This is a genomic window from Streptomyces zaomyceticus, from assembly GCF_014656215.1.
Lineage (GTDB): Bacteria > Actinomycetota > Actinomycetes > Streptomycetales > Streptomycetaceae > Streptomyces > Streptomyces zaomyceticus.
Map to the genome: position 1 here is coordinate 17,464 of NZ_BNBZ01000016.1, position 16,203 is coordinate 33,666.

Consider the following 16,203-nt stretch of genomic DNA (forward strand, 5'->3'; position numbering starts at 1 on the left):
GGTGTCCCCCGGCCGACATGCGGCTGTCACATGCCGGGGGCGGCCGGGGGTGGTGATCGGCCACCCCGAATGTTTGCTATGGTTTTCCTCGTCGGAAGGGCCCAGCGGCACGGAAGACAGACACCTTGTCCGGGTGGCGGAATGGCAGACGCGCTAGCTTGAGGTGCTAGTGCCCTTTATCGGGCGTGGGGGTTCAAGTCCCCCCTCGGACACCACACGGAGTCCCGGTCGATCTCATCGACCGGGACTTTCGGCATGAGTACGCGCTGACACGAGGCGGAGCGGTGAGACGCAGAGCGAAGGCGCCGGCCGCGCCGCTTGCGCAGCGGGACGGGATCGATCCCGTGCGGCTGCGGCTTCCGGAGGATCCGGGCGGGGGCTGGGCGAACGTACGGGACCATCTGCTCGACCGGTACGCGGCGGCCGTCGGGGCCGGGCGGGTCGAGACGATGCTGCGCGAGGGGCGGTTCGTCGGGGTCGACGGGCCGGTGGACGGGGACGAGCCGTACACCGTGGGCCGGTACCTCTGGTTCCACCGGGACTTTCCCGTGGAGGAGCCGGTGCCGTTCCCGATCGGGGTGGTGTACCGGGACGAGCGGATCGTGGTCGCCGACAAGCCGCACTTTCTCGCCACCATGCCCCGGGGGCGTCATGTCACGGAGACGGCGCTCGCGCGGCTGCGGCGGGAGCTCGGGCTTCCTTCGCTCCAGCCCGCGCACCGGCTGGACCGGCTGACGGCGGGACTGGTGCTCTGTGTCGTACGCCCCGAGGACCGGGGGGCTTACCAGACGCTGTTCCGGGACCGGCTGGTGCGCAAGGAGTACGAGGCGGTGGCGCCGTACGACCCGGCGGTGGAGCTGCCGGTGACGGTGCGGAGCCGGATCGAGAAGGAGCGCGGGGTGATGGCCGCCCGGGAGGTGCCGGGCGAGCCGAACAGCGAGAGCCGGATCGCGCTGGTGGAGCGCCGGGGCGGGCTCGGGCGGTACCGGCTGGTGCCGGAGACCGGGCGGACCCATCAGCTGCGGGTGCACATGAACGCGCTGGGGCTGCCGATCCTGCACGATCCGATCTATCCGGTGGTCCATGAGGACGGGTCGGAGGACTTCGGGCGTCCGCTGCAACTGCTGGCGCGGACGCTGGAGTTCACCGACCCGTTCACGGGTGCGCCGAGGAGTTTCGAGAGCCGGCTGGCTCTCAGTGGCCTCGGTTGATCCATTCCTGGAGGTGCGGGGCCTCGGCGCCGACGGTGGTGGTGTCGCCGTGGCCGGTGCGTACCACCGTCTCCGGCGGCAGGGTGAGGAGCTTCTCTCGGATCGAGTCGACGATCGTCGGGAAGTCGGAGAAGGACCGGCCGGTGGCGCCGGGGCCGCCCTGGAACAGGGTGTCCCCGGTGAAGACGGTGCCCAGGTCGGGGGCGTGGAGGCAGACCGCGCCGGGGGCGTGTCCCGGGGTGTGGAGGACGGTCAGGTCGATGCCGGCGATGGTGAGGACCTGACCGTCGGCGAGTTCGCCGTCGGGGCTGTGGTCGGGGTGGGTCTGCTTCCACAGCGGCTGGTCGGCGGAGTGGAGCAGGATGCGGGCGCCGGTGGCGGCCGCGAGCGCCGGGGCCGCGTCGATGTGGTCGTTGTGGGCGTGGGTGCAGACGATGGCGCGCAGGGCTCGGCCGTCGAGGGCGGCGAGGATGGCCTCGGCGTCGTGGGCGGCGTCGATGACGATCGCCTCGGTGTCGTCGCCGACGATCCAGACGTTGTTGTCGACGTCCCAGGTGCCGCCGTCGAGGCTGAAGGTGCCGGAGGTGACGAGGTGGTCGATGCGGGCGGCCATCAGAGGACCACCACCGAGCGCAGGACGTCGCCCTCGTGCATGCGGGCGAAGGCCTTCTCGACGTCGCCGAGGCCGATGGTCTCGGTGACGAAGGCGGCGAGGTCGATGCGGCCCTGCCGGTGCAGGTCGACGAGCATCGGGAAGTCGCGGGAGGGCAGGCAGTCGCCGTACCAGGAGGACTTGAGCGCGCCGCCGCGGCCGAAGACGTCGAGGAGCGGGAGTTCGAGCTGCATCTCGGGGGTGGGGACGCCGACGAGGACGACGGTGCCGGCGAGGTCGCGGGCGTAGAAGGCCTGCTTGTACGTCTCCGGGCGGCCGACGGCCTCGATGACGACGTCGGCGCCGAAGCCGCCGGTGAGCTCGCGGATCGCCTCGACGGGGTCGGTGGAGCGGGAGTTGACGGTGTGGGTGGCTCCCATCGTCTTCGCCGTCTCCAGCTTGCGGTCGTCGATGTCGACCGCGATGATCTTCGCCGCTCCGGCGAGGCGGGAGCCGACGATCGCCGCGTCGCCGACGCCGCCGCAGCCGATGACGGCGACGGTGTCGCCGCGCCCCACGTTTCCGGTGTTGATGGCGGCGCCGATGCCGGCCATCACGCCGCAGCCGAGGAGGCCCGCGACCTCGGGGGCCACGGCGGGGTCGACCTTGGTGCACTGGCCCGCGGCGACCAGGGTCTTCTCGGCGAAGGCGCCGATGCCGAGGGCCGGGGAGAGCTCCGTGCCGTCGAGCAGGGTCATCCGCTGCTTGGCGTTGTGGGTGTCGAAGCAGTACCAGGGGCGGCCGCGCCGGCAGGCGCGGCACTGGCCGCACACCGCTCGCCAGTTGAGGATCACGTAGTCGCCGGGCTCGATGTCGGTGACGCCCTCGCCGACGGACTCGACGATTCCGGCGGCCTCGTGCCCGAGGAGGAACGGGAACTCGTCGTTGATGGCGCCCTGCTTGTAGTGGAGATCGGTGTGGCAGACGCCGCACGCCTGGATCTTCACGACGGCTTCGCCGGGGCCGACGTCGGGGATGACGATCGTCTCGACCCGTACGGGTTCGTTCCTGCCGGGGGCGATGACCCCCTGGACGTGCTGCGGCATCGCGAACTTCCCTTCCTCCGGACGGATCTTGTAAGGCTCTTGCGTACCACTATCTCCTGACAAAAGGCGAGTCCCCCGCAGGCCGTGCCTGCGGGGGACTCGCCGTTCGGTGGTGAGAGGTCAGTCCCGGGTCGCGGACGGGGTCGCCCCGGCGGTCTCGGCCGCGGTCGTACGGACCCGTCCCCGGACCAGGAACCAGCCGCCGACGAGGGCCGCCGCGATGAGCGGGAGGCAGTTGACGGTGGTGCGGCTGATGCCGCCGTCCATCCACATGAGGACGAGGACGGAGCCGAGGAAGACGATGGTCACGATCTGGGTGTACGGGGCCCAGGGCAGGTTGTAGCCGGGGCGGGTGAGCTTGCCCTGCTGGGCGTTGCGCCAGAACAGCAGGGAGCAGACCATGATCATGGCCCAGGTGCCGATGATGCCGATCGAGGCGAAGTTGAGGACCAGTTCGAAGGCCTCGCCGGGCATCACGTAGTTGAGGGCGACGCCCATCACGCCGAAGGCGGCGGTGAGCAGGATGCCGCCGTAGGGGACGCCGCCCTTGTTCATGACGCCGGTGAACCTGGGCGCGGAGCCGGAGAGCGACATGGAGCGCAGGATGCGGCCGGTGGAGTAGAGGCCCGAGTTGAGGCTGGAGAGGGCGGCGGTGAGGACGACGAGGTTCATCACGCCGGCGGCGCCGGGGATGCCCAGCTTGTCGAAGACGGTGACGAAGGGGCTCTGGTCGCCGGAGTACGCGGTGTACGGGAGGATCAGCGCCAGCAGGACGACGGAGCCGACGTAGAAGAGGCCCACGCGCCACATGATCGAGTTGATCGCCTTCGGCATGATCTTCTCGGGGTTCTCGGTCTCGCCGGCGGCGACGCCGCACAGCTCGACGGAGGCGTAGGCGAAGACGACGCCCTGGATGAGCAGGAGCATCGGCATCATGCCGTGGGGGAAGATGCCGCCGTTGTCGGTGATGTTGGCGAGGCCCGGGGTGTGGCCGCCGACGTCGTGCGAGGTGACGATGAGGAAGATGCCGATCAGCATGAAGGCGACCAGGGCGCCGACCTTGATGATCGCGAACCAGAACTCCATCTCGCCGAAGTACTTCACGGAGATGAGGTTGGCGGCGAGGACGACCGCGAGGGCGATCAGGGCGAGGATCCACTGCGGGACGTCGCTGAACATGGCCCAGAAGTGGGCGTAGGTGGCGGCCGCGGTGATGTCGGCGACGGCGGTCGTCGACCAGTTGAGGAAGTACAGCCAGCCGGCCGTGTAGGCGCCCTTCTCGCCCATGAACTCACGGGCGTAGGAGACGAAGGCGCCGGACGAGGGGCGGTAGAGCACCAGTTCGCCGAGGGCCCGCACCACGAAGAAGGCGAAGACGCCGCAGACGGCGTAGGCGATGAAGAGGGAGGGGCCCGCCTGGGACATCCGGCCGCCGGCGCCCAGGAAGAGGCCGGTGCCGATCGCGCCACCGATGGCGATCATGTTGATGTGGCGGGACTTGAGGTCCTTGCGGTATCCGGCGTCGCCGGCGTCGACGTGGGGGGCGGCCGGGTTCGCCTTGGCGGCGGACAGCGGGTCGGCCGCGATGACGCGGTCACTCATGGAGTTGTTCGCCTTCGTGAGGGGGCTGTGCGGTACCCGGCCGTGCCTGGTGGAGGGGGTCGACCGGGCACGGCCAGCGCACATCCTCACGGCAACGGGCGGCAGCTGACTGTGGCGCATGTCACTGAACGCCCATATTTGAGCTAGTTCAGAGCTTGACGGGGCCTTTATCGGGCCTTTTACGGAGCGAGGACGTCCAGTTCCTGGAGGGCGCCGACGGCGATCTGCCGGGTGAGCTCCTCGGCGCGGGCCGCGTCCCGCTCCCGTACGGCCTCGGCGACCTGGACGTGGAGGGTGACGGCGGCCGGGTCGGGGTCCTCGAACATCACGTGGTGGTGGGTGCGGCCGGTGAGGACCTCGGCGACGACGTCGCCGAGACGGGCGAACATCTCGTTGCCCGAGGCGTTGAGCACGACCCGGTGGAAGGCGATGTCGTGGACGAGGTACTCCTCCAGGCGCCGGCCGCGCGAGGTGGCGACCATGCCGAGGGCCTGCTCGGTGAGCTCGCGGCACTGCTCGGGGGTGGCGTTCACGGCGGCCAGGCCTGCGGCGACGGGTTCGACGGCCGAGCGGAGCACGGTCAGCGAGCGGAGCTGGCGGGGGCGGTCGGCGCCGGCCAGACGCCAGCGGATGACCTGGGGGTCGTACACGTTCCAGCTGGGGGTGGGGAGCACGGTGACGCCGACGCGACGGCGGGACTCGACGAGGTGCATGGACTCCAGGACCCGGACGACCTCGCGGACCACGGTCCTGGAGACGTCGAAGCGCTGGGCGAGCTCGTCGGTGCGCAGCACCGTGCCCGGGGGGTACTCCCCCGCGGTGATCGCGAGACCCAGGGTGGCGAGGACGTGCGAGTGAAGCCCCTGGGTCGGTGTCGTCATGGTGGCAAGCCTATGCGCGCTCACCTGGATGATCACATCGGGAATTAAAAGTACTACTTTTACGTCACAGCCTCTTGAATACGTCGTACCCAATGGGTTTCATAAGCGCGACGGATCGATGTCGAAGAAGACAGCGAGGCACCACCCATGAGCACCACCCCCCAGCCCGGCACGAGGACGGTCGTCGTCGTGATGGGCGTCGCCGGGACCGGCAAGACCACGATCGGCCCCCTGGTCGCCCGGGCCCTCGGCCTCCCCTACGCCGAGGGCGACGACTTCCACCCCGCCGCGAACGTGGCCAAGATGTCGGCCGGCATCCCCCTGGACGACGGCGACCGCGCACCCTGGCTCGACGCCATCGGGGCGTGGGCGCACGACCGGGCCGGGCTCGGCGGTGTGGTGAGCAGCTCCGCGCTGAAGCGCAGCTACCGGGACCGGCTGCGCGCCGCGGCCCCCGGTGTGGTCTTCCTCCATCTGACCGGCGACCGGGAGCTCATCGAGCGGCGCATGGGGGCCCGCAAGGGCCACTTCATGCCGACGGCGCTCCTGGACTCCCAGTTCGCGACCCTCCAGCCGCTGCAGGAGGACGAGGCCGGCGTCGCCGTCGACGTCTCCGGCACCCCCGAGGAGATCTCCGCCCGGGCCGCAGCCGCGCTGCGCGCCCTCGCCGGCTGATCCCCGCCCCCGTCCCCCGTTCCCCCGCTCGTACGAAGGACACCACCGTGACCAGTCTCAGCGTCGAGATCCTGGCAGCGGACGCCGCCGAACCCATCACCTCGGCAGGCAACGCCCAGCTCGGCATCGCCGTACTCGCCGGCATCGCCGTCATCGTCGTGCTCATCACCAAGTTCAAGCTGCACGCGTTCCTGGCGCTGACCATCGGGTCGCTCGCGCTCGGCGCGTTCGCCGGAGCGCCGCTCGCGGACACCATCAAGTCGTTCACGACCGGCCTCGGCGCCACCGTCGCCGGGGTGGGCGTGCTGATCGCCCTCGGCGCGATCCTCGGCAAGCTGCTCGCCGACTCGGGCGGCGCCGACCAGATCGTCGACACGATCCTGGCCAGGGCGAGCGGCCGGGCGATGCCCTGGGCCATGGTCCTCATCGCCTCGGTGATCGGCCTGCCGCTCTTCTTCGAGGTCGGCATCGTCCTGCTGATCCCGGTCGTCCTCATGGTCGCCAAGCGCGGCAACTACTCCCTGATGCGGATCGGTATCCCGGCCCTCGCCGGACTGTCCGTGATGCACGGACTCATCCCGCCGCACCCCGGCCCGCTCGTCGCCATCGACGCGGTCGGCGCCAACCTGGGTGTCACCCTCGCCCTCGGCCTCGTCGTCGCGGTCCCGACCGTGATCATCGCCGGCCCGGTCTTCTCCCGGTACGCCGCCCGCTGGGTGGACATCCAGGCTCCCGAGAACATGATTCCGGCCCGGCCCTCCGAGGACCTGGAGAAGCGTCCCGGCTTCGGCGTCACCGTCGCGACCGTGCTGCTGCCCGTCGTCCTGATGCTGGTCAAGGCGCTCGTCGACATCGTCGTCGACGACCCCGAGAACAGTGTCCAGAAGGTCACCGACGTCATCGGCTCCCCGCTGATCGCGCTGCTCGCCGCCGTCATAGTCGGCATGTTCACCCTGGGCCGCGCGGCCGGCTTCACCAAGGAGCGGCTCTCCTCCACCGTCGAGAAGTCCCTCGCCCCGATCGCGGGCGTGCTGCTGATCGTCGGCGCGGGCGGCGGCTTCAAGCAGACCCTGATCGACATCGGCGTCGGCCAGATGATCCTGGACTTCTCCGAGAACTGGTCCATCCCGGCCCTGCTGCTCGCCTGGCTGATCGCGGTGGCGATCCGGCTGGCGACGGGCTCGGCGACGGTGGCGACGATCTCGGCGGCGGGGCTCGTGGCTCCGCTGGCGGAGGGCATGTCGACCGGGGAGACCTCGCTGCTGGTCCTCGCGATCGGTGCCGGCTCGCTCTTCTTCAGCCACGTCAACGACGCCGGTTTCTGGCTGGTGAAGGAGTACTTCGGCATGACCGTCGGCCAGACGGTCAAGACCTGGTCGGTGATGGAGACGATCATCTCGGTCTTCGGCATCGTGTTCGTGCTGCTGCTGTCGCTGGTCCTGTAGCCCGGCCCCTCGCGTACGGCTCCCCGGGCCGGTCGTGGCTGACACACTGTCGGCCATGACCGGCCCTCACGCGCTCAAGCCCTTCCTCCTCGCCTTCCCCGGCCCCCTGCGGGACCGGCTGGTCGCCGCGGTCCTCTCCGGCGAGAAGGTCGCCACGACGGGCCTGCTCGTGGAGTACGAGGTCGAGAACGAGGAGCTGCCGGAGGCCGGCGAACGCTCGGCGCTCATCGACTCGGACGGGCGGGAGGTGGCGGTCGTGGAGATCACGGAGGTCCAGGTCCTGCCTCTGGGCGAGGCGGACCTGCGGCTCGCGCTCGACGAGGGCGAGGGGTTCCTGTCGGTGGCGCAGTGGCGGGAGGCGCACGAACGCTTCTGGCACAGCGAAGACATGCGGGAGGGGCTGGGGGACCCCTCGTTCGTGGTCGACGACTCGACGATGGTGGTCGTGGAACGGTTCCGGGTGGTGGAGGCGCTTCGGCTCGACGGCTGAGGGGCGAGGACGGGGAGGAGTCGCTGCGGGGGTTCCCGGCTCTCCCGGTCCTCGCCCGGTCCTTGCCCGGCCTCCGTCAGCCCACCGCCGTCGCCGCCGCCCGGCCCGTCAGCCCACCGCCTTCGCCGCCGCCCGGCCCGCCGCCCGGCCCGAGAAGATGCAGCCGCCGAGGAAGGTGCCTTCGAGGGAGCGGTAGCCGTGGACTCCGCCGCCGCCGAAGCCGGCCGCCTCGCCCGCCGCGTACAGGCCCCCCAGGGGTTCGCCGCTCTCGGTGAGGACGCGGGAGTCGAGGTCGGTCTGCAGGCCGCCGAGAGACTTGCGGGTGAGGATGTTGAGGCGGACGGCGATCAGCGGGCCCGCCCCGGGGTCGAGGATGCGGTGCGGGGTGGCCGTACGGATGAGCTTGTCGCCCAGGTACCTGCGGGCCCCGTGGATCGCCGTGATCTGGAGGTCCTTGGTGAAGGGGTTGGCGATCTCGCGGTCGCGCGCGGTGATCTCGCGGCGCAGCGCCGTCTCGTCGATCAGGTCCTCGCCGGTGATCCGGTTCATGCCCCGGACGAGGGCGGAGAGGTCGTTCTCGACGACGAAGTCGACGCCCTTGTCCATGAACGCCTGGACCGGGCCGGGGACGTCCGCGCGGGCGCGGCCGATGACGTCGCGGATCGACTTGCCGGTGAGGTCGGGGTTCTGTTCGGAGCCGGAGAGGGCGAACTCCTTGCCGATGATCTTCTTGTCGAGGACGAACCAGGTGTGGTCGTGGCCGGTCCGCATGATGTGTTCGAGGGTGCCGAGGGTGTCGAAGCCGGGGAAGAGCGGGACGGGCAGCCGCTTGCCGGTCGCGTCCAGCCAGAGCGAGGACGGTCCGGGCAGGATGCGGATGCCGTGCTTGGCCCAGATCGGGTTCCAGTTCTCGATGCCCTCGGTGTAGTGCCACATCCGGTCGCGGTTGATGTGGTGGGCGCCGGCCTTCTCCGCGATGCCGAGCATCAGACCGTCGACGTGGGCGGGGACGCCGGAGAGCAGCTTGGCGGGCGGGGTGCCGAGGCGTTCGGGCCACTGGGCGCGGACGAGCTCGTGGTTGCCTCCGATGCCGCCGGAGGTGACGATCACGGCCTGGGCGCGCAGTTCGAAGGCGCCGGTGGGCGTGCGGGTGCTCGCGGTGCCGCGCTCGGCCGTGGAGGGTTCCAGGATCTCGCCGGTGACGGTGTCGACGGCTCCGGCGGTGCGGCCGAGGCCGGTGACCCGGTGGCGGAAGCGGAGCTGGACGAGGCCCCGGGCGACGCCCTCGCGGACGCGCTGCTCGAAGGGGGCGACGAGGCCGGGGCCCGTACCCCAGGTGATGTGGAAGCGGGGGACGGAGTTCCCGTGGCCGTTGGCGTCGTAGCCGCCGCGTTCGGCCCAGCCGACGACGGGGAAGAAGCGCACGCCGCGCGCGTGGAGCCAGGAGCGCTTCTCTCCGGCGGCGAAATCGACGTACGCCTCGGCCCACTTCTTCGGCCAGTGGTCCTCGGTCCGGTCGAAGCCGGCGGTGCCGTACCAGTCCTGGAGGGCGAGGGCGTGGCTGTCCTTGACGCGCATCCTGCGCTGCTCGGGCGAGTCGACGAGGAAGAGACCGCCGAAGGACCAGTGGGCCTGGCCGCCGAGGGACTGCTCGGGTTCCTGGTCGAGGAGGATCACGGTACGGCCGGCTTCGACCAGCTCGGCGGTGGCGACGAGCCCGGCGAGGCCGGCCCCGATCACGATGACATCGGCGTCGTAGGACATGGACCGCATCTTGGATACACGGATGTATCGAGTCAACCTTTTCGCCTGCCGTCGACCCTCCCGTTTTTTAATGTCGAGCATTAATATGGCGGTATGGCGAGGACATCGGGGCCCGAGACCCGGGACAGACTGATCCGCGCGGCGGAGGAGCTCTTCGCCGCCCAGGGCGTTCACGGCGCGCAACTGCGGGACATCGTGGCCCGCGCCGGGCAGGCGAATCCGTCGGCCGTGCAGTACCACTTCGGCTCGCGCGCCGGGCTCGTCGACGCGGTGATGGCGGGCCGCCAGGTCCGCACCGAGGACGTGCTCGCCCCGCTGCTCGCGGCCGCCCCCGACGACACCCACGCCCTGGTCGGCGCCCTGGTCACGGCCGAGGCCAGTGAGCTGGGCACCGACCGGGGCCGCCGCTGTCTGCGGATCTCCGCCCAGCTCAGCCACGAGAGCGGCGTACGCACCCGCACGCCCCACCCCACGCTCGCCGGCACCGGCTACTGGCGGCTGATCGAGCGGATCGCGGACCGGCTGGCCGCCGACGGCCTGCCCGAGCCGCTGCTCCTGGAGCGCCTCGACCTGGCGCTGACCGTGGTGGGCGCGGCGATGGCGGACCGGGCCCGGCAGTACCTCGACGGCTCCGACCCCCTCACCGGCGAGGCGCTCTTCCTCGCCGATCTGGTCGAGACGACCACCGCCCTGCTGCGTGCCGCACAGCCGGAGCAGGCGCACCCCATCCCCCGAAAGGACCTTTCATGAACGACCTGACCGGCAGGACCGTCCTCGTCACCGGCGGCGCCCGCGGGCTGGGCGCCGAGGCGGCCCGGCAGGCGGTGGCGGCCGGCGCGAACGTCGTCGTCACCGACGTCCTCGACGAGGAGGGCCGGGCGACGGCCGAGGCGCTCGGCGAGCGGGCCCGCTACGTCCACCACGACGTGACGTCGGAGGAGGAGTGGGCGGCGGCCGTCGCGTTCGCGGTGGCGGAGTTCGGCGCTCTGCACGGCCTGGTGAACAACGCGGGCATCTCCACCGGCGCGTTCCTGGAGACCGAGTCCGTCGAGCACTTCCGCAAGGTCCTCGACATCAACCTGACCGGCGTCTTCATCGGAATGAAGGCCGCGATACCCGCGATGAAGGAGGCCGGCGGCGGCTCGATCGTCAACATCTCCTCGGCCGCGGGCCTGATGGGCCTGGCCCTGACCGCCGGGTACGGCGCCTCCAAGTGGGGCGTGCGCGGTCTGACGAAGATCGGCGCGGTGGAGCTCGGCACGGCGAGGATCCGCGTCAACTCCGTCCACCCGGGCATGACGTACACCCCGATGACGGCCTCCGTCGGCATCGAGCAGGGCGAGGGCAAGTACCCGAACACGCCGATGGGCCGGGTCGGCGAGGCCGACGAGATCGCGGGCGCGGTCGTCTTCCTGCTGTCGGACGCCGCCTCGTACGTGACGGGCGCGGAGCTGGCGGTGGACGGCGGCTGGACCACCGGGCCGACGGTCAAGTACGTCATGGGCCAGTGAGCCCGCTCCGCGCACGGCCGCTGCTGCTTGGATGGCGGGATGAGCGCCGCTGAAGAGATTCTCGATGTCGTCGACGAGCACGACCGGGTGATCGGGCAGGCCCCGCGCGGCGAGGTGTACGCGCGGGGCCTGATCCATCGCTGCGTCTTCGTCCGGGTCCTGGACGCCGAGGGCCGGGTGTTCGTGCACCGCAGGACGCCCACCAAACTGGTCTTCCCCTCGATGTACGACATGTTCGTCGGCGGGGTCGTCGGCGCCGGCGAGTCCTACGACGAGGCGGCCCTGCGCGAGGCCGAGGAGGAGCTCGGGGTGCGGGGCCTGCCCCGGCCCGAGCCCGTCACGAAGTTCTTGTACGACTCCGCGGGCGTGGCCGGCAAGTGGTGGTCGGCGGTCTACCAGGTGCGGTGCGACCTGCCGGTGAACCCGCAGGTGGAGGAGGTCGCCTGGCACGCGTTCCTGACCGGGGAGGAGCTGCGCGCCCGGCTCGGCGAGTGGGCGTGGGTGCCGGACGGGCTCGCCGCGTACGAGCGGCTGCGGGAGCGCGGGGCCGGTGAGGTGCGCCCGGCGGGGTGATCACCCGAACGTTAGGGTGCGCGTGTGAGCGATTTCGTACAGAGCCTGCGGCTGTGGTTCGCACCGCAGCGGATCCGGGACGAGGGAGAGACCCCCGACTACCGCTTCTCCCTCGCCAACGAGCGGACCTTCCTGGCCTGGATCCGGACCGCGCTCGCCCTGGTCGGAGGCGGTTTCGCCGTCGACCAGTTCCTGCCGGACCTGCGCTGGGGCGTCCGCGTCGGGCTCGCGCTCGCGCTGCTCGCCGCCGGGGTGCTCTGTGCGCTGCGGGCGGTGAACCACTGGGTGCGCTGCGAGCGGGCGATGCGGCGCGGCGAGGACCTGCCGGGGTCCCGGTTCCCGGCGGTGCTGAGTCTGGTCGTGGCCGTGGTGGCGGTCGCGATGGTGGTGGTCGTGCTCTTCGGCTGGGCGGGGCGGTGACGGAGGCCGCCGCCGGGATCGACGCGCGTGATCCCGGGCTCCAGCCGGAGCGGACCCGGCTCGCGTGGCGGCGTACGACCCTGTCGTGCACGGTGGTGGCGGTGCTCGCCGTCAAGCTGGCCGTGAGCGACGAGATCACCGCCGTGGGGATCACCGGGCTCGCGCTGTCGGCGCTCGTGTGGATCGGGTTCCTGGCCGTCGCCCACCGCCGGATCCGCTCGCTGAGCCCGGCCAGGCCGCAGCCCCTCTCGCACCGGGCGGCGCTGCTCGCGGCCTTCTGCACGATCGCGCTCGCCGTCTTCGGGGCGGCGCTGATCTGGTGAGCCGCCCCGGGCGCCGTGGCGATGGGTGCCGGGCGAGCCGCCCCGGGCCCGGCGTGGCGGTGGGGGTCAGGGGACGGTGACGACGACCTTGCCGTTCAGGCCGCCCGCGGCGTTGGCGCGTTGCGCGTCCGCCGCTTGCTCCAGCGGGAACGTCCGGGCCACCCGTACGGTCAGGACGCCGTCGTCGACCAGGTCGGCGAGGGCCGCGAGGTCCACGGGGTCGGGGCGGACCCAGAAGTAGCGGCCGCCGAGGGCGAGGACCTCGCCGTCGGCGATCGAGGCGAGCCGGCCCGCGGGGGCCGTCAGTCCCGCGGAGATCCGCAGAAACGGTCCCCCGATGGTGTCGAGGACGGCGTCCACGCCCAGCGGGGCGAGGGCGCGGACCTGGTCGGCGAAGGTCGCCTCGTCGTACAGGACCGGTTCTGCGCCGAGCTCCGCGACCCTGTCGAGGCCCGCCTCCCGCGCCGCGCCGATGACCCGGCAGCCGAGGTGGCGGGCGATCTGCACGGCCATGGAGCCGACTCCGCCGGCCGCCGCGTGGACGAGGACGGTGTCGCCGGGGCGGACGGTGAGGGCCTGGTGGAGTGCCTGGTACGCGGTGAGGCCGACGAGCGGCAGCGCCGCGGACTCCTCGAAGCCGAGGGTGCGCGGCTTGCGGGCGAGGGTACGGACGGGGGCGGCGACGTACTCGGCGAAGGTGCCCCGGGAGAGGAAGTCCTCGCGGACGTATCCCATCACCTCGTCGCCCTCGGCGAACTCGGTGACGGAGACCCCGGGCCGGACCACGACACCGGAGACGTCCCAGCCGGGAACGACCGGGAAGACCGCGTCCATCATCCCGTCGAGGTACCCGGCCTGGCACTTCCAGTCGACCGGGTTGACCGAGGCGGCCCGCACCTCGACCAGAACCGCGTCGGGTCCGACCTTGGGGTCGGGGCGCTCGCCGTACTCCAGGACCTCGGGACCGCCGTACCGGCTGTAGCTGATCGCCTTCATACCCCGACCCTCGGTGCAGCCGTGGCGGCCCGCAAGCCGGGAAGGTGCGTGCGGGCAGGCGGCCTCCGGCCCTCTCGGTCACGGCCGGGCGGGCGCGGCGCGGGGCCGGGCGGGCGTCGGGCGGGGCCGCGCCCGTGCCTCCGCTTTCCTCCGGCCTCGGGCAACTGGCACTCTTCCTCTGTCCAGTTGGGCTCATCCCCGGGGGAATCCCTTTGTCTGCCACCGATCCCTATGTGGTCGCGCTCGCGCCGAACGTCCACGCCTTCGTCCAGCCCGACGGCGGCTGGTGCCTGAACAACGCCGGTTTCCTCGGCGACGCGCGCGAGTCCCTGCTCGTCGACACGGCCGCCACGGAGCGCCGGGCGCGGCTGTTGCGGGAGGCGGTCCTCGCGGAGGGCCTCCCGCTGCCGGGGACGATCGTCTCCACCCACCACCACGGCGACCACACCTACGGCAACGGGGTGTTCCTGCCGGAGGCCCGGATCGTCGGGCACGAGAACTGCCGGAGCGAGCAGCTCGCCGCCGGTCACCAGCTCCATCTGCTCTGGCCGCAGACGGACTTCGGCAAGGTCGACATCCTGCCGCCGTCCGTCACCTACCGGGAGCGGCTGACGCTGTACGTCGGCGCGATCGAGGTACGGGTCCTCCACCCGGGGCCCGCGCACACCACGGGGGACTCGATCGTGCACCTCCCCGAGCAGGGCGTGGTCTTCACCGGCGACCTGGTCTTCCACGGCGGGACGCCGTTCCTGCCGATGGGGTCGCTCACCGGGTCGCTGCGCGCGCTGGACCTGCTGCGTTCCCTGGACGCCCCGACGGTCGTACCGGGGCACGGCCGGGTGACCGACCCCACGGCGTACGACGCGACGGAGCGGTACCTGCTGTGGGTGCGGGAGCTGGCCGCGGAGGGGTACGCGAAGGGGGCGACGCCGCTGGAGACGGCGCGGCGGGCGGAGCTCGGCGAGTTCGCGGCGTGGCGGGAGAGCGAGCGACTGGTGGCGAACCTGCACCGGGCCTACGCGGAGCTGGAGGGCCTTCCTGAGGGCTCGCCGCTCGACCCGGTGGCGGTCTTCGGCGACATGGCGGCGATGAACGGCGGGGTGCCGGTGGCCTGCCACGCGTGACGCCACGGCGGCGGATGCGCCCGGCGGCACGCCCGCGGGGGCGCACGGCGCCCGCGCGTGGCCTCGCGGGCGGCGGTGCGGGGCCTCGCGGGCGGCCGGGCGGTCACCAGCGGGGGACCTTCGGGGTGCGCCACCGCGGGTCCGCGACCCGCATCGCCGCCGCGTCGTCGCGGTCCCGGTGGGTGCCGTCGTCGTCGAGCCAGCGGCGGTGCAGGGCGGCGAGCGCGGCCCGGTCGAGGTCGACCCCGAGACCGGGCGCGTCGGAGACGGCGAGCCGCCCGTCCCGGAAGACGGGGCGGGTGGTGACGACGTCCTCCGTCTGCCAGGGGTAGTGGGTGTCGCAGGCGTACCGGAGCTCGGGCAGGGTGGCGGCGACCTGGGTCATCGCGGCGAGGCTGATGCCCAGGTGGGTGTTGGAGTGCATGGAGAGCCCGACGCCGTACGTCCGGCAGAGCGCGGCGAGGTCGCGGGTGCGCCGGAGGCCGCCCCAGTAGTGGTGGTCGCAGAGGACGATCCCCACCGCCCCCTTCGCGAAGGCCTCCGGGACCTCCTCGAAGGTGGTCACACACATGTTGGTGGCGAGCGGCACCTCCGTGCGGGCGGCGATCTCGGCCATCGCGTCGGTGCCGCTCGCCGGGTCCTCCAGGTACTCCAGTACGTCCCTCAGTTCGTGCGCGACGGCGAGCGAGGTCTCCACGGACCAGGCGCCGTTGGGGTCGAGTCGCAGCGGGCGACCGGGGAAGGCCTCGGCGAGCGCGCGGACGGCGGCGATCTCCCGCTCGGGCTCGAAGACCCCGCCCTTGAGCTTGAAGGAGCGGAAGCCGTACGCACGGTCGAAGCGGCGGGCCTGGGCGACGATGCCGGCGGGGTCGAGGGCGGGACCCCAGTCGTCGGCACGGTCCCGGCCGTCGGCCGGGACCCGGGCGCCGGCCGGGGTGGCCACGCCGCCCGGTGTGTCGAGGCCGGCCGGGGTGTCCGCGCCCGGGTGGGCGGCCCAGCGGTAGAAGAGGTAGGCGCTGTACTCGACCGAGTCGCGGACCTTGCCGCCGAGCAGGGCGTGGACGGGCAGGCCGAGGGTCTTGCCGAGGGCGTCGAGGCAGGCGGTCTCGAAGGCGGAGACGACGGAGAGGCGGAGCTTGTCGGCCGTGCGGACTCCGCGCAGACCACCGGCGTCGACACCCTCGTGGGCGGGTGCGGGAGCCGAACGGTTCGGATCGGTCTCCTCCGCGAGCACGAAGAGACCGTTCACGTCCGTGACCGACCTCCCCGGGAGCGCCTCGGCCAGCGGCCGGGCGATGTCCAGGTACACGCTGTCGCCGTAGGTCTCCCCCAGGCCGCTCACCCCTCCGCTCGTGATCACTTCGACCACGAGCCGGGGCGTACGGGGCTGATGCACCCCCTGGACGTTGAGGAGAGGCGGGTCGGAGATGAGGATCGGGGTCAGCCGGACTTCCTCGACGATCAGCTTCGCATCCATATGTGAACTCTAT

17 protein-coding genes and 1 tRNA gene are annotated in these 16,203 nt (G+C 71.9%); 11 read left to right on the plus strand and 7 right to left on the minus strand.

The features are described 5' to 3' along the window. Nucleotides 1–127: 127 nt before the first annotated feature. Nucleotides 128–215: transfer RNA gene (locus IE311_RS21005), tRNA-Leu, on the plus strand. A 69-nt stretch (nucleotides 216–284) separates the two neighbouring features. After that, nucleotides 285–1,211: an RluA family pseudouridine synthase gene (locus IE311_RS21010; protein WP_189833300.1), complete on the plus strand. Its 927-nt coding sequence runs from the start codon at nucleotides 285–287 to the stop codon at nucleotides 1,209–1,211. Here IE311_RS21010 and IE311_RS21015 read toward each other — a convergent pair. The 4 genes from IE311_RS21015 to IE311_RS21030 all read right to left on the minus strand — a co-directional run bounded on the left by IE311_RS21015 (nucleotide 1,195) and on the right by IE311_RS21030 (nucleotide 5,392). Continuing rightward, nucleotides 1,195–1,824: an MBL fold metallo-hydrolase gene (locus IE311_RS21015; RefSeq protein WP_189833301.1), complete on the minus strand. Its 630-nt coding sequence runs from the start codon at nucleotides 1,822–1,824 to the stop codon at nucleotides 1,195–1,197. The two genes, IE311_RS21010 and IE311_RS21015, sit on opposite strands and share 17 nt — an antisense overlap. Beyond that, nucleotides 1,824–2,909: an S-(hydroxymethyl)mycothiol dehydrogenase gene (locus IE311_RS21020; protein ID WP_189833302.1), complete on the minus strand. Its 1,086-nt coding sequence runs from the start codon at nucleotides 2,907–2,909 to the stop codon at nucleotides 1,824–1,826. The genes IE311_RS21015 and IE311_RS21020 overlap by 1 nt, the downstream gene beginning before the upstream one ends. A 120-nt stretch (nucleotides 2,910–3,029) precedes the next feature. Continuing rightward, nucleotides 3,030–4,511 carry an amino acid permease gene (locus IE311_RS21025; protein ID WP_189833303.1) on the minus strand — a complete coding sequence of 494 codons (1,482 nt, stop codon included), beginning with the start codon at nucleotides 4,509–4,511 and terminating at the stop codon, nucleotides 3,030–3,032. A gap of 179 nt (nucleotides 4,512–4,690) precedes the next feature. Then, on the minus strand, nucleotides 4,691–5,392 hold the full coding sequence (locus tag IE311_RS21030) for a FadR/GntR family transcriptional regulator (protein WP_189833304.1): 702 nt from the start codon (nucleotides 5,390–5,392) through the stop codon (nucleotides 4,691–4,693). Nucleotides 5,393–5,539: 147 nt separating this feature from the next. Between IE311_RS21030 and IE311_RS21035 the strand changes: the two genes are divergently transcribed. The 3 genes from IE311_RS21035 to IE311_RS21045 are packed head-to-tail and all read left to right on the plus strand — an operon-like array spanning nucleotide 5,540 to nucleotide 8,002. Further along, a complete protein-coding gene (locus IE311_RS21035) occupies nucleotides 5,540–6,067 on the plus strand; it encodes a gluconokinase (protein ID WP_189833305.1) in 528 nt (175 codons plus the stop codon). A gap of 47 nt (nucleotides 6,068–6,114) precedes the next feature. Next, entirely contained in the window at nucleotides 6,115–7,512 is a 1,398-nt protein-coding gene (locus tag IE311_RS21040) for a GntP family permease (RefSeq protein WP_189833306.1), read from the plus strand. 55 nt (nucleotides 7,513–7,567) lie between these two features. After that, nucleotides 7,568–8,002 carry an ASCH domain-containing protein gene (locus IE311_RS21045; protein WP_189833307.1) on the plus strand — a complete coding sequence of 145 codons (435 nt, stop codon included), beginning with the start codon at nucleotides 7,568–7,570 and terminating at the stop codon, nucleotides 8,000–8,002. 108 nt (nucleotides 8,003–8,110) lie between these two features. Here IE311_RS21045 and IE311_RS21050 read toward each other — a convergent pair whose 3' ends face one another. Beyond that, nucleotides 8,111–9,766 carry an FAD-binding dehydrogenase gene (locus tag IE311_RS21050; RefSeq protein WP_189833308.1) on the minus strand — a complete coding sequence of 552 codons (1,656 nt, stop codon included), beginning with the start codon at nucleotides 9,764–9,766 and terminating at the stop codon, nucleotides 8,111–8,113. A gap of 93 nt (nucleotides 9,767–9,859) precedes the next feature. Between IE311_RS21050 and IE311_RS21055 the strand changes: the two genes are divergently transcribed. From IE311_RS21055 to IE311_RS21075, 5 genes are read left to right on the plus strand one after another with little or no spacing between them, the layout of a single operon-like run. Further along, nucleotides 9,860–10,516 carry a TetR/AcrR family transcriptional regulator gene (locus IE311_RS21055; RefSeq protein WP_189833309.1) on the plus strand — a complete coding sequence of 219 codons (657 nt, stop codon included), beginning with the start codon at nucleotides 9,860–9,862 and terminating at the stop codon, nucleotides 10,514–10,516. Next, complete coding sequence (locus tag IE311_RS21060) at nucleotides 10,513–11,277, plus strand: glucose 1-dehydrogenase (protein ID WP_189833310.1); 765 nt, start codon at nucleotides 10,513–10,515, stop codon at nucleotides 11,275–11,277. The genes IE311_RS21055 and IE311_RS21060 overlap by 4 nt, the downstream gene beginning before the upstream one ends. Nucleotides 11,278–11,316: 39 nt before the next feature. Next, entirely contained in the window at nucleotides 11,317–11,850 is a 534-nt protein-coding gene (locus tag IE311_RS21065) for an NUDIX domain-containing protein (protein ID WP_189833311.1), read from the plus strand. Between the two features lie 24 nt (nucleotides 11,851–11,874). After that, nucleotides 11,875–12,270, plus strand: coding sequence for a YidH family protein (locus IE311_RS21070; RefSeq protein ID WP_030315896.1), 396 nt, complete (start codon nucleotides 11,875–11,877; stop codon nucleotides 12,268–12,270). Further along, a complete protein-coding gene (locus IE311_RS21075; protein WP_189833312.1) occupies nucleotides 12,267–12,593 on the plus strand; it encodes a DUF202 domain-containing protein in 327 nt (108 codons plus the stop codon). The genes IE311_RS21070 and IE311_RS21075 overlap by 4 nt, the downstream gene beginning before the upstream one ends. A gap of 66 nt (nucleotides 12,594–12,659) precedes the next feature. Here IE311_RS21075 and IE311_RS21080 read toward each other — a convergent pair whose 3' ends face one another. After that, entirely contained in the window at nucleotides 12,660–13,589 is a 930-nt protein-coding gene (locus tag IE311_RS21080) for an NADP-dependent oxidoreductase (protein ID WP_189833313.1), read from the minus strand. Between the two features lie 212 nt (nucleotides 13,590–13,801). Between IE311_RS21080 and IE311_RS21085 the strand changes: the two genes are divergently transcribed. Continuing rightward, complete coding sequence (locus IE311_RS21085; protein WP_189833314.1) at nucleotides 13,802–14,713, plus strand: MBL fold metallo-hydrolase; 912 nt, start codon at nucleotides 13,802–13,804, stop codon at nucleotides 14,711–14,713. Between the two features lie 103 nt (nucleotides 14,714–14,816). On the opposite strand, the gene IE311_RS21090 is transcribed toward IE311_RS21085, so the two are convergent. After that, the gene (locus tag IE311_RS21090) at nucleotides 14,817–16,190 is read right to left on the minus strand and encodes an enolase C-terminal domain-like protein (protein WP_189833315.1); all 1,374 of its coding nucleotides are present in this window, start codon (nucleotides 16,188–16,190) and stop codon (nucleotides 14,817–14,819) included. Nucleotides 16,191–16,203 lie beyond the last annotated feature (13 nt).

What these genes read in the sequence shown, in the direction of transcription:
- IE311_RS21065 (WP_189833311.1), top strand. Translation starts at nt 11,317, where the DNA reads ATGAGCGCCGCTGAAGAGATTCTCGATGTCGTCGACGAGCACGACCGG.
- IE311_RS21055 (WP_189833309.1), top strand. Translation starts at nt 9,860, where the DNA reads ATGGCGAGGACATCGGGGCCCGAGACCCGGGACAGACTGATCCGCGCG.
- IE311_RS21035 (WP_189833305.1), top strand. Translation starts at nt 5,540, where the DNA reads ATGAGCACCACCCCCCAGCCCGGCACGAGGACGGTCGTCGTCGTGATG.
- IE311_RS21020 (WP_189833302.1), bottom strand. Translation starts at nt 2,909, where the DNA reads ATGCCGCAGCACGTCCAGGGGGTCATCGCCCCCGGCAGGAACGAACCC.
- IE311_RS21030 (WP_189833304.1), bottom strand. Translation starts at nt 5,392, where the DNA reads ATGACGACACCGACCCAGGGGCTTCACTCGCACGTCCTCGCCACCCTG.
- IE311_RS21015 (WP_189833301.1), bottom strand. Translation starts at nt 1,824, where the DNA reads ATGGCCGCCCGCATCGACCACCTCGTCACCTCCGGCACCTTCAGCCTC.
- IE311_RS21025 (WP_189833303.1), bottom strand. Translation starts at nt 4,511, where the DNA reads ATGAGTGACCGCGTCATCGCGGCCGACCCGCTGTCCGCCGCCAAGGCG.
- IE311_RS21045 (WP_189833307.1), top strand. Translation starts at nt 7,568, where the DNA reads ATGACCGGCCCTCACGCGCTCAAGCCCTTCCTCCTCGCCTTCCCCGGC.
- IE311_RS21080 (WP_189833313.1), bottom strand. Translation starts at nt 13,589, where the DNA reads ATGAAGGCGATCAGCTACAGCCGGTACGGCGGTCCCGAGGTCCTGGAG.
- IE311_RS21060 (WP_189833310.1), top strand. Translation starts at nt 10,513, where the DNA reads ATGAACGACCTGACCGGCAGGACCGTCCTCGTCACCGGCGGCGCCCGC.
- IE311_RS21090 (WP_189833315.1), bottom strand. Translation starts at nt 16,190, where the DNA reads ATGGATGCGAAGCTGATCGTCGAGGAAGTCCGGCTGACCCCGATCCTC.
- IE311_RS21050 (WP_189833308.1), bottom strand. Translation starts at nt 9,766, where the DNA reads ATGTCCTACGACGCCGATGTCATCGTGATCGGGGCCGGCCTCGCCGGG.